We start from the raw sequence: 16,602 nt of genomic DNA on the forward strand, positions 1-16,602 counted from the left end.
AGATGTTTATAAGGGACAGGCCTCCTGGTGCCAGTCGGCCAGGGCGGCGCCCGTGCCGCGCAGGATGATCACCTGCGGGAAATACAGCTGTTCCTCGAAGGCGGCGAGCAGGGCGGCGTGGGCCGCGGGCGCCTGGTTGATGCCTTCGGCGGCCTGCTTGAGCGTGCGTTCGGCGGCATCGAGGTAGCGCGTTTCGCCGAGGAGATGGCCGAGGCGGCCGAGTGCCTGGGCGGCGACGCCGTTGCCGGCAGGGGTGGCCTCGTCGGCCAGCGTCTTGGGGCGCTGGATCAGCGTCTCGTGGTCGTCGGCGGTGAACCAGAAGCCGCCGTGTTCGCGGTCCTCGTAATGGGCGAGCAGCACCTCGGCGAGTTGTTGCGCGAAGGCGAGGTGGTCGCTGTCCCAGCGGGTCTGCAGCAGCTCGAGGATGCCGTCGAGCAGGAAGGCGTAGTCGTCGAGGTAGGCGGCGAGGTGCGCCTTGCCGTTCTTGCAGGTGGCGAGCAGGCGGCCGTCCTGCCAGAGCGTGCCGCGGATGAATTCGAGCGCGCGCACGGCGGAGTCGGCCCAGGCCGGCTCGTCGAGATGGCGCGCGGCGGCGGCCATGCCCTTGATCATGAGTCCGTTCCAGCTGGTGAGGATCTTCTCGTCGCGGCCCGGGCGGATGCGCCGTTCGCGCTCCTCGAATAATGCCTTGCGGGCCCGTTCGATGGCGGCCTCCACCTCGTCCTGCGCTATCGACAGGCGCCTTGCGAGGTCGGCGGTGTCCTCGTAGACGTGCAGATGCCACTGGCCCTCGAAGTTGGGCGCACGGTCGAGGCCCCAGTGGGCGGCGACGATGGGCCAGTCGGCCTCGTCGACCAGGGCCTTCACCGCCGCCGGCGTCCAGACGTAGAACCTGCCCTCGTGTCCCTCGGAGTCGGCATCGAGGGTGGAGTAGTAGCCGCCCTCGGGCGACTGCATCTCGCGCATCACCCATTCGGCGGTGCTGCGCGCGGTGCGCGCGAACAGCGTTTCGCCGGTGGCGGCATACGCCTCGCTGTAGAGGGCGAGCAGCGGGCCGTTGTCGTACAGCATCTTCTCGAAGTGCGGGATCATCCAGTAGTCGTCGACCGAATAGCGGCAGAAACCGCCGCCGAGCTGGTCGTAGACGCCACCCTGGGCCATGCGCGTGAGGGTGAAGCGCAGCATGTCGAGGGCCTGGCGGTCCTCGTTGCCGGCGAGCCTGGTGCCGGCCCAGTGACGCAGCAGCCGTTCGAGCATGGTGGGGTGGGGGAATTTCGGTGCGGTGCCGAAGCCACCGTGGCTTGCATCGAAACTCTTGCCGATTTCGGCACGGGCCAGGTCGAAGGCGGCCGAATTCAGTCGATCCCCGGCCGGTTTGCTCGCGTAGATGCGCCCGAGGACCTCGCGCATCGAGTCGTTCTGGGTACGGATCTCGTCGAGTTTCTCCGCGTGGAATTCGTCCACGCGCTCGAGGATCTCCCTGAAGCTCGGCAGGCCGTAACGCGGCTCCTTCGGGAAATAGGTGCCGCCGAAGAAGGGCAGCTGGTCGCCCGGCGTGAGGAACATGGTCAGCGGCCAGCCGCCGGCGCGCTGGGTGAGCAGGGAGTGGGCCACCTGGTAGAGCTTGTCGAGGTCGGGGCGTTCCTCGCGGTCGACCTTGATGTTGACGAACAGCCGGTTCATGAGCGCCGCCGTGACCTCGTCCTCGAAGGACTCGTGGGCCATGACGTGGCACCAGTGGCAGGCCGAGTAGCCGATGGACAGCAGGATGGGCCTGTCCTCGCGCCGCGCCTTCTCCAGCGCCTCCTCGCCCCAGGGATACCAGTCCACCGGGTTGTCGGCGTGTTGCTGCAGGTAGGGGCTGGTCTCGTCGGCCAGGCGGTTGCGGTGGGTCATGCGGACTCCCTCGATGCGTGTTGCGCCGACTATAGCCAACCCGCCGCCGGCTTGTCTTTTTCCCGCAGCCCGGGTGCGGGCTAAGCCGCCCGATGGGTTATGCTATGCGCCCGACCGATCTGCCTGGAGACCCGCATGAGCCTCGAGTACGCGCCGCTGCGTCTGAAGAAGAACGAGGAGCGCCGCCTGCGCGCCGGGCACCTGTGGGTGTTCAGCAACGAGGTGGACGTGGCCGTGACGCCGCTCACCGCCCTGGCCCCGGGCCAGCCGGTGGAGATCCAGGATGCGCGCGGGCGCGCCCTCGGCACCGGCTACGCCAACCCGAACTCGCTGATCTGCGCGCGGCTGGTGAGCCGCGATGCCAGGCATCCCTTCGACGGCTCCTATATCGTGCACCGCCTCAAGGTGGCCCTGTCGCTGCGCGAGCGCCTCTATGCCGAGCCCTTCTACCGGCTGGTCTACGGCGAGGGCGACGGCCTGCCGGGGCTGGTGGTCGACCGCTTCGATGACGTCTATGCCGTGCAGATCACCACGGCCGGCATGGAGGCGCGTCTGGACGACGTGCTGGCCGCGCTGGACAAGGTGCTCAAGCCGCGCGCCGTGCTGCTGCGCAACGACGGGGCGATACGCAAGCTCGAGGGCCTGGAGCTCTACGTGCGCGCGGGGCTGGGCGAGGTGCCGGACGAGATCACGGTGCCGGAATACGGGGCGCAGCTCAGCGCGCCGCTGGCCGGGGGGCAGAAGACGGGCTGGTATTACGACCAGCGCGACAACCGCGCCCAGCTCGCGCGTTACGTGCAGGGTGCGCGCGTACTGGACGTGTTCAGCTACGTCGGCGGCTGGGGCATCCAGGCCGTGCGCGCGGGGGCCGACTCGGCCGTGTGCGTCGACAACTCGGCCACGGCGCTGGATTACGTCGAGCGCAATGCGCGTGACAACGGCATTGCCGAGCGCGTGGGCTTGATGGAGGGGGACGCCTTCGAGGCCCTGCGCGCCCTGCGCGAGGAGCGCGAGCACTTTGACGTGGTGATCGTCGATCCGCCGGCCTTCATCAAGCGCAAGAAGGACTTCAAGTCGGGCGTGGAGGCCTACCGGCGCATCAACCAGATGGCCCTGCAGGTGCTGTCGCGTGACGGCTTTCTCATCAGCTGCTCCTGCTCGCACCACCTGCCGCGCGAGGTGCTGGTGCAGCAGATGCACGGCGCCGCCCGCCATGTCGACCGGGGCCTGCAGGTACTGGCGCATGGCTACCAGTCCGCCGACCATCCGATGAGCCCCGCCATCCCCGAGACCGAGTACCTGAAGGTGGTGTACGGCCGGGCGGTCCATGCCTGATCTGTACCTGCCGGTGCCCCGTGATACGATGACCGCGCCATGATGACCTATCCCGATATCGACCCGATCATCTTCGAGCTCGGCCCGCTGGCGGTGCGCTGGTATGGCCTGATGTACCTGGTGGGCTTCGGCGCCTTCTGGGCCCTGGGCGTGAAGCGCGCGAAGCGGGCGGACAGCCCCTTCCGGCCCGAACAGATCGCCGACATGCTGTTCTACGGCGTGCTCGGCGTGATCCTCGGCGGGCGGCTGGGGTCGATGCTGTTCTACAACACCGCGGAATTCCTCAGCGCCCCCTGGACCTTCTTCTATATCCACCAGGGCGGCATGAGCTTCCACGGCGGTCTGCTCGGCGTGATCGTCGCCATGTGGTGGTATGGCCGGCGGCACGACGTCGGCTTCTGGCGCTTCGCCGATTTCGTCGCCCCGCTCATCCCCATCGGCCTGGGCGCCGGGCGCATCGGCAACTTCATCAACGGCGAGCTCTGGGGCCGCCCTACCGATCCCGAGGCCTTCTGGGCCATGGTCTTTCCGCACGTGGACAGCCTGGCGCGTCACCCCTCGCAGCTCTACCAGGCGGCGCTGGAGGGCGTGGCCCTGTTCCTGCTGCTGTGGCTGTTCTCCAGCCGGCCGCGGCCGGCGGGCTCGGTGGCGGGGCTGTTCCTGGTCGCCTACGGGGCCTTCCGCTTCATCGTGGAGTTTGCCCGCGAGCCCGACCGCAATCCGGACGGCAGCATGTACTTTCTCGCCTTCGACTGGATGACCATGGGCCAGCTCCTGAGCCTGCCCATGATCCTGTTCGGCCTCGGGCTGATGGTGTGGGCCTGGCGCAAGGCGCGCAATGACGACCTGAAAGAAGCGAAATCATGAAGCAGTATCTCGACCTCATGCGCCACGTGCGCGAGCACGGCGTGAAGAAGGAAGACCGCACGGGGACCGGTACGCTCTCCGTGTTCGGCTACCAGATGCGGTTCGACCTGAACGACGGCTTTCCCGTCGTCACCACCAAGAAACTGCACCTGCGTTCCATCATCCACGAGCTGCTGTGGTTCCTGAAGGGTGACACGAACATCCGTTACCTCAAGGACAACGGCGTCTCCATCTGGGACGAGTGGGCCGATGAAGACGGCAACCTCGGCCCGGTGTACGGCTACCAGTGGCGCTCCTGGCCCACGCCGGACGGCCGTCACATCGACCAGATCGCGCAGGTCGTCGACCAGCTGAAGCGCAACCCGGACTCGCGTCGCATCATCGTCTCGGCCTGGAACGTCGGCGAGATCGACAACATGGCCCTGCCGCCCTGTCATGCCTTCTTCCAGTTCTACGTCGCCGAGGGCCGGCTCTCCTGCCAGCTCTATCAGCGCAGCGCCGACATCTTCCTCGGCGTGCCCTTCAACATCGCCTCCTACGCCCTGCTCACCCAGATGATGGCGCAGGTCGCGGGGCTGAAGCCCGGCGAGTTCATCCATACCCTGGGCGATGCCCACCTCTACCTGAATCACCTCGAGCAGGCCGACGAACAGCTCTCGCGCCAGCCACTGCCACTGCCGCAGATGAAGATCAATCCCGAGGTGACGTCCATTTTCGATTTCGTCTTCGAGGACTTCGAGCTGGTGGGCTACGAACATCACCCCCACATCAAGGCGCCGGTGGCGGTGTAGACCGGGATACCCACCAGGGAGATTGCAGGATGCATCTGTACGCGCGATGGACCGGTGCGATGGCCCTGTGCCTGCTGTCATTGAGTCTGGCAGTGGCGCAGGCAGGGCCGTTGGAGATGCTGCAGGAACTGGGCTGTGAGCGGGTGCGCGACAAGCTGAATGGCCATCCCAAGGCCCATGTGCTTGCCGCGCAAAGGCCCGAGCTGCAGCCCCTGGAGAAACCGGTATGGATGCTGCGACTGCGTGGTGTCGAGGTGCCGGTCCTCGTGGCCGGGTATGACCAGGTCCACCTGAAGGTCATCGAGGATGACATCGTGGTCGTGCTGGTCAGCAGGAAGGAGCGGCTCTCGCAGGTCTGGTCGACGATGGCGAATCCGCGCCTGGAGGGTGAAGAGGTGTTGCCAGTGCGACCCGATGCGCGGCCCTTCGACTGGTTTGTCTCGGGGTTCATGCATGCACCGGATGATATCGCCTGTAGTCCGCAGGAGAAGGTGCGCGATGGGGAGAAGCTGGCGGGGATTCTGTACAAGCTGATGATGCTTCCGGGCGCGGTGGATGTCGCGTACCGGGGGCAGGGTGCACAGCCTGCCGTGTCGACACTCGGGTTCGTGAAGCGTAACGTCTGGCAGCATGCCTGGTATGGGGTCGAGGATCAGGAACGTATCCTGCGGCTCACGTATGTGACTGAAGTCGGGCAGGCGAGACCCCCGGTCGTGCTGGCGATCGGTGAGCCGGCGCTGTTCGATATACGGGAATCGCCGAGATGGCTGCAACAGCTCGAAACCGCCTATGCCTCCGGTGCGATGTCTGATTGGCGACAGTTCTTCAGCGAGGCCCGCAAGGCGGGATTCGATGAAGAGGCACTGAGGCGGGGCGAACGGGCGATGCTTGCATCTGACATGACTAAAACGACGGAAGCCGGAGACGAATGAAGATCATCCTCATCGCAGCCATGGCGCGTGACCGCGTCATCGGCAAGGACAACCAGATGCCCTGGCACCTGCCGGCCGATCTGCAGCACTTCAAGCGGCTCACCCTGGGCAAGCCCGTGATCATGGGGCGCAGCACCCATGAGTCCATCGGCCGTCCGTTGCCCGGGAGGCTCAATATCGTCGTCACCCGCGACCGGGGCCTGCAGATCGAAGGCTGCACCGTGGTCCACGACCTCGATGCCGCGCTCGATGCTGCCGGCGATGCCGACGAGGTGATGGTGATCGGCGGACAGAAGCTCTTCGACCAGTTCCTGCCGCGCGCCGATCGCCTGGAGCTCACCATCATCGATGCCCGCTGCGATGGCGATACCTACTTTCCGGAATACAGCATGCAGGAATGGGAAGAGGTGACGCGCGAGGAGCACGAGGCGGACGAGAAGAACGGCCATCCGTATACCTTCGTCTCGCTGGCGAGAAGGCCTTCCTGACCGGGTGGCCGGTCCCGGCCGCCTGCACTGCTTGCCGAAACGCCCCGCTGTCGCGGGGCTTTTTTATGATGCAGAATGGGTGCCTCGATCCAGGGGAGGGGCATCATGGTTGGCGTGATCACGCAGATGGCGGCGCTGATTGTCTGCGGCATACTCTGGCGCTCCATCCGCCCGGGCGGGCTGGATGCCGACGCGACGCGGCGGGTGCTCACCACGGTGGTGTATTACCTGTTGCTGCCGGCCCTGGTGCTGGTGGTGCTGTGGCGCGCGCCGCTGGGTCTGAGTTCGATCAAGATCTCTCTCCTGGCCACGGCGGGCGTGGCCCTGGGGCTGCTGCTCACCTGGGGATTCTGCCGCGTCTGCAAGCACGGTCCGGCGGTGATCGGTGCCATGGTGCTGGCGGCGGCCTTTCCCAATGCGACCTACCTCGGCCTGCCGGTGCTGGAGAACCTCTTCGGCGAGACCGGGCGCAGCATCGCGATCCAGTACGACCTCTTCGCCTGCACGCCGCTGTTGCTGACCGTCGGCGTGCTGGTGGCGCAGCGCTTTGGCTCCAACGAGGCACCGCGTGCGAAACCCTGGCTGGAACTCTTCAAGGTGCCGCCCCTGTGGGCGGCGCTGCTGGCCGTGGTCTTGAATCTCACGGGCGTGCCGGTGAATGCCTGGCTGGTCGGCTGGCTGGAGATGCTGGCGGCCGGCGTGGTGCCGCTCATGCTCTTCTCGCTCGGCCTGAGCCTGCGCCTGGATACCTGGCGGCTGCGCTACATCCCGCCGCTGGTTCCCGTCATCGTCATCCAGCTGCTGCTCGCCCCCCTGCTGGTGTGGGGGCTGGGGTCCTCGCTGGGACTCACCGGCACCATGCTGATCGGCGTGGTGCTGGAGGCGGCAATGCCGAGCATGGTGCTCGGTATCGTGTTCTGTGATCGCTATGGGCTGGATACATCGCTTTATGCGGCGGCCGTGACCGTGACCACGGCGCTGAGCCTCATCACCCTGCCGCTGTGGTATGGGTGGCTGTCCTAGGGCCTGTTGACAGGTCCCGGTTAAGAGGAGGAGTCGATATGAAATGGCTACTGGGTTTCGTGCTGGCGTTCTGTGCCGGTGCCGTGCAGGCCGTCGAGGTGGGCGGCGTCGAGCTGCCGGACCAGCTGCGGCTGGACGACGGGCAGTCGCTGGTGCTCAACGGCGCGGGCGTGCGCAAGAAGTTCTTCATCCAGATCTATGCCGCCGGACTGTATCTGCCCGAGCGGCGGCAGGCGGTCTCCGCCATCCTCGCGGCCGATGAGCCGCGCGCGTTGCGCATGCATTTTCTCTATCAGGAAGTGGAAAAGACGAAGATCACTGCCGCCTGGGACGAGGGCTTTCGCAATAATCTGAATGCCTCCGACTACCGGGCCCTGGAGGAGCGCCTGGCCCGGTTCAATGCACTGTTCGTGGACGCCGTGGCCGATGATGTGATCGATCTCGTCTATCGCCCCGGCCAGGGTACGGCGGTGATCCGCAACGGCGAGCCGGCCGGGATGATCGAGGGGGCGGATTTCAATCGTGCCCTGCTCGGCGTGTGGCTGGGGGAGAAGCCGGCGGATGGCGGGTTGAAACGTGGTCTGCTCGGCGGAGACTGAGCGTCGACGAGTTGAAGCGCAAGGCTTCGGCGACTACCTTCAATACGGTGCCACGCACGTTCCATCGCCGTCGGCGTCGCCCGGTTGTCCTGCCAGTGGAGGGAGTATGCGATATCCGAGTGTGTTGACGGCGGCCGTTGTCATGGCGATGGCTGTGCCCGCAGCCGGCGCCGAGGAAGACGGCATCGGGTTCGGCGGCGCCGTGCGCTTCCAGTATGCCTATGAGCCGTACAACGACGGCAACAAGGACCGGGGCGGGGACATCGACTTCGACACCTTCCGCCTGAACCTCGACGGCAGCCTCGGCGACGTGATCCTCTCTGCCGAGTGGCGCTACTACCAGTACATGAACGTGATCCATCATGTCTGGGTCGGCTACGACTTCGACGAGCACTGGCAGGGCCAGGCCGGCGTGACCAAGCTGCCCTTCGGTGTGCTGCCCTATAACTCGCACAGCTATTTCTTCTCCAGCAATTTCTATCTGGGGCTGGAGGACGACTACGACGCCGGTATCAAGGCCCTCTATGACAACGGTCCCTGGGACGTGCAGCTCGCCTTCTTCAAGAACGACGAGCTGGGCGGCGTGGACGGCTATGTGGATGACATGGCCGATCGCTATGCCTACGACATCGTGGGCGGGCGGACGCCGGCCGAGGGCAGTTTCGCGACGCCGGCCAATCCCCTGGGCGAGGTGAACACCTTAGTCGGGCGTGTGGCCTATGCCATGAGCCACAGCGATGCGGCGCGCACCGAGCTGGGTGTGTCGGGCCTGCATGGTGGGCTGCATGATGGGCTCGAGGATGCCGGCGATTACCAGGCCGCGGCCGTGCACCTGGTCGGCGACTACGGACGCTGGAACCTGCAGCTGCAGGCGACGACCTACGAGTACGACCTGGATGCCGGGTACGAACGCATCGCCGTCGCGGCTTATGCCTTCTACGACACCATCGCCGCCGAGGCCACCACCTACACCGCCAACCTGGCCTACAGCCTGCCGGTGAGCCTGGGGCCGGTGACCAATCTCACCTTCTACAACGACTACAGCCTCGTCACCGACAAGTCGGCCAACCTCGACGATACCCGGATGAACGTGACCGGCGTGGCAGTGACCGCAGGCGGCCTCTATGCCTATATCGACTACGTCATCGCACAGAATCAACCGTTCGTCGGGGGAACCATGGATGCCACCGGGAGTCAGACGGAAAATCGGTTTAACATACACGTCGGTTACTATTTCTGATTAGACGTGACGCGTGAAGGCGTCGGGGGCCCGGGCCCCCGACGCCTTTCGCGCTTGATGGGGTTGCTGCCCGCAGGGGCGGGCAGGTATTTCGGGGTTGGACGTATTTCATGCTGAGCACGGTGTCATCCATCTCCTCGCTGCTGGCGGGGATCGCCATCCTCCTCACCGGCATGGGCCTCATGGGCACCATGCTCGCGGTACGTGCGGGGGTGGAACAGTTCTCGGACGGCGTGACGGGTATCGTCATGGCCGCCTACTTCGTCGGCTTTTCAGTGGGCGCCTATGTCTGCCCGGCGGTGATCCGCCGCGTGGGACACGTGCGCGCCTTTGCCGCCATGGCCTCCATCGCCTCCACCACGGCCATCGTGCATGCCATGGTGGTGGACCCGTATATCTGGGGTGTGCTGCGTCTCATCACCGGCGCCTGTCTGCTGGGGCTGTACATGGTGATCGAGAGCTGGCTGAACACGCTGTCCAACAGCGAGACGCGCGGCCGCATCTTCGCCATCTACATGATGGTGACGCTGGTGGCGCTGGGGCTGGGGCAGTTCCTCATCCTGCTGGGTGACGTGACCACCTTCATCAACTTCGGTGTGGTCTCCGTGCTGCTGTCGCTCTCCCTGGTGCCCATCGCCATGACCCGGGTGCGCGAGCCGGCGCCGGTGGAGGCGCCGAAGCTCAGCCTCAAGCTGCTCATGCACCGATCGCCGCTGGGCGTGGCCGGCGCGCTCACCGCCGGTATCACCACGGGCGCCTTCTGGGGCGTGGGCCCGCTGTTTGCCCACCGCGCGGGACTATCGGAGGCCGGCATCGCCGCCTTCATGAGTGCGATCATCTTCGGCGGCGCCCTGTTGCAGTGGCCCATCGGCCACCTCTCGGACAACCACGACCGGCGCAAGGTCCTGATCGGCGTCTGCCTGGCCTCGGCCCTGCTCGCCATGGCCATGCTGGGGGCCCTGGGTATCTCCATGTGGCTGCTGTTCCTGGCCGCCTTCGTCTACGGCGGCTTCGCCTTCACCGTCTACGGCCTGAGCGTGGCGCACGTGAACGACCAGGTGGATGCCGGCGAGATCCTCGAGGCCACCAAGGGCCTGCTGCTGCTGCACGGCATCGGCGCCTCGGTGGGGCCGGTGATGGCGGGCTTCCTGATGGGCTGGCTGGGTTACCAGGTTGTGTTGGTCTACGCGGCGGTGGTCTTCCTGCTGGCCGCCCTCTACGGTGTGCATCGCATGACGGTGCGCGAACCGGCCGCCACTGTGGAGGAACAGGCCGATTACGTGCCCATGGCGCGTACCTCGCAGGCCGTGCTGGAGATGGACCCGCGCGTGGAGACCGACGAAGAGGCCCATGGCCCGACGGCGGACGAGCCGATGGTCAGGCCAGCAGCATCCTGAGCCCCAGCAGCAGCAGCACCACGCTGAAGACCCGCTTCAGCTGGCGAGCCGGCAGGCGATGCGCCAGCGCCGCACCCAGCGGTGCCGTGAAGACACTGGCCGCGACGATGCCGGCCACGGCCGGCCAGTAGACGTAACCGGTGGCGCCCGCCGCCGCGCTGGCCCCCAGGCCGAAGATGATGAAGCCCGCCGTGCCCGCCACGGCAATCGGCAGCCCGCAGGCGCTGGCGGTGGCCACGGCGTCGCGCATCACCACGTTGCACCAGACCAGGAACGGCACCGTGAGCGTGCCCCCGCCGATCCCCAGCAGGGCCGAGACGGCGCCGATCACGCCGCCCGCCGAGGTCATGCCGGCCGTGGCCGGCAGGCCGCGGCCGGGTACCGGCTTCACGTCCAGCGCCATGTAGATGGCGATGCCGATCTCGAACACCCCGAAGACCATGGCCAACGTGGACGAGTCGAGTACCGTGGCGAGCAGGGCGCCGGCGAGGGTGCCGAGCACGATGCCCGGCACCAGGCGCGCGACGATGTCCCAGCGCACCGCGCCGCGGCGGTGATGCGCGCGGATGGAGGAGAGCGAGGTGAAGACGATGGTGGCCAGCGAGGTGCCGACCGCGAACTGCACGGTATCCTCCGGCAGCAGGCCGGTGTCGAGAAACAGCCAGGTCAGTGCCGGGACGATCAGTAGCCCGCCACCAACGCCGAGCAACCCGGCGATGACGCCGACGGCGGCACCGAGCACGAGATACAGGGCGATGGCTTCGAGCATGCGGCGGGCTCCCGCTCCGTGAGGAATCGGTGGCAGTGTATCATCCGTCGTAGTTGCCGGACGGCGGCATTCGGATACCTGCGGCATGCACGAGCGCATCTACTTCACACTGGACATCCCCGCGCAGGAAATGGCGCGCTACTACCGCGGCAGCGCCACCCGCGTGCTGGTGCGCGCAGCCGATGGCCGGCGGGTGCAGATCCCGGCCGCGAACCTGCGCCCCTTCGTCACGCGTGACGGCGTGCAGGGCCGCTTCTGCCTGACGGTGGATGCCGACCACCGCCTGCTGAATCTCGAGCGTGTGACCTGACGCTGTCAGCCGGCGGCGAAGTCCGGCGGGGCCGGGTGGATCAGCAGTGGTTCCCCGGTGGAGATGTGGCGCGTGGGCAGCGACGGCGCCAGGCGATCGAGCACGCGCTCGGCCGTGATCGCATGCACCGTGAGCTTGCCACCGAGGATGCTCACCAGGCGCGGGCGCCGTGTCCGGTCGGTGAGCAGGCGCGTGTCGCGCGGCCGGGCGAAGGGGTGGCCCTCGGCCCGCGGCAGCACCCGCAGGCCGGCGAAGGCGGCCGTGACCTGCCGGGTATCGACGTGCGCGGGATCGAAGTGGCGCGCGGCGGTCTCACACAGGTAGTCGATCTCGGTCTCGGTGGGGGTGATGGCCGCGGGGTCGCCCGTATACACGCGTTCGGTGGTCCCGATCATCACCTCGCCCTGCCAGGGCATGACGAACACCGCGCGGCCGTCCCGCGGCGCCTCCACGTAATACATGCCCTTTTCCAGGTGGCCGGGCACCACGATGTGCGTGCCCGCCACCTGCTCGACGCCGGGCATCGCCTGCGCCGGTTCGACCCGCGAGAGCAGGCGCTCGATCCAGGGGCCGGTGGCATTCACCGCCGCCCGGGCCGGATAGATGCCCTGGCTGGTCTCGACCTCGACACCCTCATCCACCAGCCGGATCTTCCAGACCCGCTCGCCCAGCTGCAGTTCGGCGCCGCGTTCACAGGCGGCATACATGAGGGCGCGGGTCAGGGCGGCATCGTCGGTCCGTCCGTCGCGATAGCGGAACACGGCCCTGAGGCCGCGTGTCTCGAGGCCATCGAGATCGCCCCAGGCGCGGGCCGGCAGGCTGGTGTAGCGGTTTTCGGCATGCAGGCCGCCGAGCAGGGCATAGAGCATGAGCCCGCTGCGGATGGTGAGGGGGCTGCGCCGGCTATGGGCGTACACAGGGATGTGGAAGTCCGCCAGTGTCACCAGCTCGGGGGCGATCTGCAGGAGCCGGCGGCGGGCGAGCAGGGATTCGCGCACCAGGCGCCATTGCCACTGTTCGAGATAACGCAGGCCGCCGTGGATGAGCTTGCTGGAGCGGGAGGACGTGCCCTGGGCGAGGCGGGGATACTGTTCGATCAGGCGCACGCGCAGGCCGCGGCGTACGCCGGCGAGTGCGGTGGCCACGCCATGGATGCCGCCGCCGATGACGATCAGGTCGTCGCTCATGCGCTGCGGGTCTGTGTCTCCAGCAGGTGGTGAGCGGCGCCCGATTCGATGAGGTCGGCCCCCTGTGCCAGCAGTTCGGCGGCCTGCCGGGGGTCCTCGATGTCGTAGATCACCCACTGCCAGCTGCCGGGCCAGAGCCTGTCCAGTGGCTGGTGCAGGCTTCGGACATCGCAGAACAGGAATTCCGGTCGCATGATCTCGGCGATGCGCCGTGCCGTGAGGTTGTACTCGCGCAGCACCCAGCCGATGGGGCGGTGGTAATGGCGGCGGGCATATTCCAGTGCGTCCTGGATGAAGGAGATCAGCACCCAGTCGAAGTCGGCGGCGCGCATCACCTGCTCGATGGCGTCCACGCATTCCTCCACGCCAAAGCGCATCAGGCTCTGGCGCTTGATCTCGACGAATACGGTGATGCCCGGGTAGCGGTTGAGCAGGGCGGTGGCATCCGCCAGGCGGGGAATGGGCGTGCCCCGATGGCGTTCGCCCAGCTGTGCGGGCAGGTGGGCGGACAGCGCGGCCAGTTCGTCGGTGCTGCGGTCGAGCACGCTGCCGCTCACGCCCGTGATGCGCTCGAGCTGGTCGTCGTGGATCACCATGGGTACGCCGTCGGCCGAGAACTGCACGTCCAGCTCGAGGAAGTGCACACCGGCATCGAGCGCCGCACGGAAGGCCGGCAGGGTGTTCTCCGGCAGGTCGTGCATCACGCCGCGGTGGGCCACCAGTCGGGCGGGATCGATCATGTCGCGAGGCTCGCCGTCAGGGCCTGGCGAAAGCGTTGCCGCCGTCGCCGCAGGGCGGTTGCCGGTCGGGGCATGAAGGGTGTGCGTGGCGTGGGTATCCATGATGCATGGTCCTTGGCGGCCAGCCAGGCGGCGCCGCGTGCGGTGGCTTCGGGTTGATCCAGGCGTTCGCCGGGCAGGCCGGCGAGGTCGACGATGTCCTGGCAGAGGCGGTCGAGGCCGCTCAGTCCGCCGGTGAACACCAGGCGGGCGGCACGCAGTCCGGCCTCGCGCAGGCGTTCGATGTTCTCGACGACCAGAAAGGCGATGCTCTCCACCACGGCCGTGATGCGTGCGGCCGGACTGGCGGGTGTCTCCTCGATGAAGCGTGGCCGGGTCGTGCCCCACCAGGGGGAGCCCAGACCGCCGACGCCGTTGAGGAAGAGCGGCGGTTCGTGGTCGCTGGCGGCCAGCGCCTGCCGGATGCGTTCCGGCGGGAGCGGCTGGTCGCCCTCCCTGGCCAGCCAGTCCAGCGCGCTGCCCGCGCCGTTGACCGTGCCCTCGGCATAGTACAGCGGCCCCTCGGGCCCATGATCGGCCAGGCCGGCGAGCAGGCCGGGTACCTGGTGGCGGTCGCGGCCGGTGACGGCGAGCACGAAGGCCCCGCTGCCGAGGTTCACGTGCAGTGCCTCCTGCGGCGGCAGGCCATCGACGAACAGGGCGGCGGTCTGGTCGCCGCTGACGGCCGTGAGCGGGATGCCGGTGCCGGCGAGCCGGCCGTAGTCGGCGCGTACCGGTCGCACCTGTGGCAGCCACTGGCGCTCGATGCCGAAGTGGGCGAGCAGGCTGTCGTCCCAGTCGCCCCGATCGATGTCGAGCAGCAGGGTGCGGGCGGCGTTGGTCACGTCCACGGCCGGTGGGCTTTCCGGTACCAGCCGGGCGACGAGGAAGGCGGCCAGCGGCCCCAGGCAGAGGTGGCCGCCCGCGGCCGCGTCCCGGATCTGCGGGGCGTGGTCCAGCCACCAGCGCAGCTTGCTGGCGCCGTAATGCGGCGAGGCCCGAAGGCCGGTGATGCGGGCCAGCTCGTCGGCTGGCGGGGCGTGCGCCGCGAGCCAGTCGGCGTTGCGCCGGTCCTGCCAGCTGATGGCGGGGGCGAGGGGGCGCCCGTCGCGGGCATCCCAGGCGACCACGGTGGAACGCTGGGTGGCCAGTGCCATCTGGCCGATGTCTTCATGGCCCTGGTTCAGCGCAACCTCGATGACCTGCTGCACGCTGGCCAGCAGGGCCTCGGCATCCTGTTCGATGTGACCGTCGGTACGGGAAAGGCTGACCGGAAGATGGTTTTCATGCAGGCAGACACCGCGCGCGTCGAAGATCAATGCGCGCGAGGCATGGGTGCCCTGGTCAACGACGAGCGTATGCGGCTCATCTGGCCTCGCGTCGTTGCTGTTGCCGGACGGAACGATGCGCTGTCTCCCGGGAAAATATCGTCTACACATAGTGATATAGACGATTGTGAAGGTAAACAGGGAGCTTTCGCGTGTTTTATTTGCTCGGGAGAGGGTTGCGCGGCCTGTTCTACGGCATCGACTTCGTCCTGTTTACCGCGCTGCTGTATGCCCTGAGCCATGCCCCGACCGCCCTCACGAGGCGCTTCTATCCGCGCCTCTTCCACGCCTGGTGCCGGAGCTTCGTGCGCGCCCTGGGCGTGGAGCTACGGCTGCATCAGCACAACATCCGGCCATTGCCCGCACAGTACCTGCTCATCGCCAACCATCCATCGGCCTTCGAGGACATCGGCATCCCGGCGCTCTTTCCCGTCTATTCGCTGGCCAAGGCGGAACTGCGTGACTGGTGGTTCGTCGGGCGCATCGCCATGGCGGCAGGCACGCTCTTCGTGCAGCGCGAGGAGCGTGAGTCGCGACGTGCGGCCTTCGATGCCATCGTCGAGGCCCTGGCGCACGGGCACAACGTCGTGATCTATCCGGAGGGTGGCTGCAAGGGGCGCCGCATCTTCGAGACCTTTCGCTACGGGGTGTTCGACATCTCCCTGCGGACGGGTATCCCGATCGTCCCGGTGTTCCTGCACTATGAGGCGCAGGAGGACTTCGAGTGGCGGCCGGGCGAGCACTTGCTGCTGAAACTGTGGCATTTCCTCACGACCCGGAACCCACGGGCGAATTACCATGTCTACGATGCGCTCGACCCCGCGCAGTTCAAGAGCCCCGAGGCCTATATGCAGCATGTGCATGGCCTCTACCTGCAGTGGCAGAAACGCCATCTGGACTGATTGCCCCGGCAATCGACGATTGCGTAGACTCGCTGTCCATCAGTAACCGTTTTGATATCCAAGGAGCACACCATGATGAAGAAGGGATTGATTGCCGCCGCACTGGCGATGTTTGTCGGCGCCCCGGCCATGGCGGACCAGGCGCCGCTGACCGACTGGCGCAAGGACGGCAGCGATGCCGAGAAGCTGGAGAACGTGATCAGGGCCACGCCCTCGGCCTCCCGCATCATGATCGAGATGGGTGAGCGCTATCAGAACCTGTACTGGGCCGGCAAGCAGGGCAAGTGGGAATTCGCCGAGTACCAGGTCGAGGAGATGGAGGCCCTGGTCAAGCTCCTGCAGCTGACACGCCCGAGCCGAGCGGCCACCGCGCAGGACTTCCTGGATGAGGGTGCCTTCGAGCAGCTCGAAGAGGCGCTGGAGAAGAAGGAATGGGGGGCGTTCTACAAGGCCTACGACCACATGCGCGCGCAGTGCATGATCTGCCACGCACGCAACGACCACGCTTTCATCACCCTGCCCGAGCACCCCGCCACGGCCAGCAGCCCGGTACTGAATATGGAGTGAGGTGTTAGGCGTGGGTGGCGTGTGTGATGTGAAGGCGTTTTAGCCACAGAGGGCACAGGGATCACAGAGGAAGAACGCTTTCCGGTTTATCTCTGTGGCCTCTGTGCCCTCTGTGGCGCTTAGACTTTTTCGCCTAACGCCTAACGCCTAACGCCTAACGCCTAACGCCTAACGCCTAACGCCTAACGCCTA

Annotated in this window: 17 protein-coding genes; 12 read left to right on the top strand and 5 right to left on the bottom strand. The window is 66.9% G+C overall.

The genetic code is table 11. The features are described 5' to 3' along the window. Positions 1-6: 6 nt before the first annotated feature. Positions 7-1,896 carry a thioredoxin domain-containing protein gene (locus tag HUJ28_02070; protein MBD3618245.1) on the bottom strand — a complete coding sequence of 630 codons (1,890 nt, stop codon included), beginning with the start codon at positions 1,894-1,896 and terminating at the stop codon, positions 7-9. Between the two features lie 135 nt (positions 1,897-2,031). Between HUJ28_02070 and HUJ28_02075 the strand changes: the two genes are divergently transcribed. The 9 genes from HUJ28_02075 to HUJ28_02115 all read left to right on the top strand — a co-directional run bounded on the left by HUJ28_02075 (position 2,032) and on the right by HUJ28_02115 (position 10,568). After that, the gene (locus HUJ28_02075) at positions 2,032-3,231 is read left to right on the top strand and encodes a class I SAM-dependent rRNA methyltransferase (protein MBD3618246.1); all 1,200 of its coding nucleotides are present in this window, start codon (positions 2,032-2,034) and stop codon (positions 3,229-3,231) included. Between the two features lie 39 nt (positions 3,232-3,270). After that, on the top strand, positions 3,271-4,098 hold the full coding sequence (locus HUJ28_02080; protein ID MBD3618247.1) for a prolipoprotein diacylglyceryl transferase: 828 nt from the start codon (positions 3,271-3,273) through the stop codon (positions 4,096-4,098). Further along, positions 4,095-4,889 carry a thymidylate synthase gene (locus HUJ28_02085; GenBank protein ID MBD3618248.1) on the top strand — a complete coding sequence of 265 codons (795 nt, stop codon included), beginning with the start codon at positions 4,095-4,097 and terminating at the stop codon, positions 4,887-4,889. Before HUJ28_02080 ends, HUJ28_02085 begins: the two co-directional genes overlap by 4 nt. Before the next feature lie 29 nt (positions 4,890-4,918). Further along, complete coding sequence (locus HUJ28_02090) at positions 4,919-5,821, top strand: hypothetical protein (GenBank protein MBD3618249.1); 903 nt, start codon at positions 4,919-4,921, stop codon at positions 5,819-5,821. Then, positions 5,818-6,309, top strand: coding sequence for a type 3 dihydrofolate reductase (gene folA, locus HUJ28_02095; protein MBD3618250.1), 492 nt, complete (start codon positions 5,818-5,820; stop codon positions 6,307-6,309). Before HUJ28_02090 ends, folA begins: the two co-directional genes overlap by 4 nt. Before the next feature lie 105 nt (positions 6,310-6,414). Continuing rightward, positions 6,415-7,332 carry an AEC family transporter gene (locus tag HUJ28_02100; GenBank protein ID MBD3618251.1) on the top strand — a complete coding sequence of 306 codons (918 nt, stop codon included), beginning with the start codon at positions 6,415-6,417 and terminating at the stop codon, positions 7,330-7,332. A 38-nt stretch (positions 7,333-7,370) separates the two neighbouring features. Next, a complete protein-coding gene (locus HUJ28_02105) occupies positions 7,371-7,931 on the top strand; it encodes a chalcone isomerase family protein (GenBank protein MBD3618252.1) in 561 nt (186 codons plus the stop codon). 148 nt (positions 7,932-8,079) lie between these two features. After that, positions 8,080-9,171, top strand: coding sequence for a carbohydrate porin (locus tag HUJ28_02110; GenBank protein MBD3618253.1), 1,092 nt, complete (start codon positions 8,080-8,082; stop codon positions 9,169-9,171). Positions 9,172-9,281: 110 nt separating this feature from the next. Next, the gene (locus tag HUJ28_02115) at positions 9,282-10,568 is read left to right on the top strand and encodes an MFS transporter (GenBank protein ID MBD3618254.1); all 1,287 of its coding nucleotides are present in this window, start codon (positions 9,282-9,284) and stop codon (positions 10,566-10,568) included. Here HUJ28_02115 and HUJ28_02120 read toward each other — a convergent pair. Next, the gene (locus HUJ28_02120; GenBank protein MBD3618255.1) at positions 10,549-11,337 is read right to left on the bottom strand and encodes a sulfite exporter TauE/SafE family protein; all 789 of its coding nucleotides are present in this window, start codon (positions 11,335-11,337) and stop codon (positions 10,549-10,551) included. The genes HUJ28_02115 and HUJ28_02120 overlap by 20 nt on opposite strands. Positions 11,338-11,422: 85 nt before the next feature. Between HUJ28_02120 and HUJ28_02125 the strand changes: the two genes are divergently transcribed. After that, positions 11,423-11,647: a DUF2835 domain-containing protein gene (locus tag HUJ28_02125; GenBank protein ID MBD3618256.1), complete on the top strand. Its 225-nt coding sequence runs from the start codon at positions 11,423-11,425 to the stop codon at positions 11,645-11,647. A 5-nt stretch (positions 11,648-11,652) separates the two neighbouring features. Here HUJ28_02125 and HUJ28_02130 read toward each other — a convergent pair whose 3' ends face one another. The 3 genes from HUJ28_02130 to HUJ28_02140 are packed head-to-tail and all read right to left on the bottom strand — an operon-like array spanning position 11,653 to position 15,052. Further along, positions 11,653-12,834, bottom strand: a complete 1,182-nt coding sequence (locus tag HUJ28_02130; protein MBD3618257.1) for an FAD-dependent oxidoreductase — start codon at positions 12,832-12,834, stop codon at positions 11,653-11,655. Further along, positions 12,831-13,574, bottom strand: a complete 744-nt coding sequence (locus HUJ28_02135; GenBank protein MBD3618258.1) for a hypothetical protein — start codon at positions 13,572-13,574, stop codon at positions 12,831-12,833. The genes HUJ28_02130 and HUJ28_02135 overlap by 4 nt, the downstream gene beginning before the upstream one ends. Then, complete coding sequence (locus HUJ28_02140) at positions 13,571-15,052, bottom strand: hypothetical protein (protein ID MBD3618259.1); 1,482 nt, start codon at positions 15,050-15,052, stop codon at positions 13,571-13,573. The genes HUJ28_02135 and HUJ28_02140 overlap by 4 nt, the downstream gene beginning before the upstream one ends. 41 nt (positions 15,053-15,093) lie before the next feature. Here HUJ28_02140 and HUJ28_02145 point away from each other — a divergent pair, with 41 nt between their 5' ends. Then, positions 15,094-15,843 (top strand): 1-acyl-sn-glycerol-3-phosphate acyltransferase, encoded by a 750-nt coding sequence (locus tag HUJ28_02145; protein MBD3618260.1) that lies wholly within the window; start codon positions 15,094-15,096, stop codon positions 15,841-15,843. A 72-nt stretch (positions 15,844-15,915) separates the two neighbouring features. Next, positions 15,916-16,410 (top strand): hypothetical protein, encoded by a 495-nt coding sequence (locus HUJ28_02150; GenBank protein ID MBD3618261.1) that lies wholly within the window; start codon positions 15,916-15,918, stop codon positions 16,408-16,410. Positions 16,411-16,602: the final 192 nt, after the last annotated feature.

Source organism: Chromatiales bacterium, assembly GCA_014762505.1.
GTDB lineage: Bacteria > Pseudomonadota > Gammaproteobacteria > SpSt-1174 > SpSt-1174 > SpSt-1174.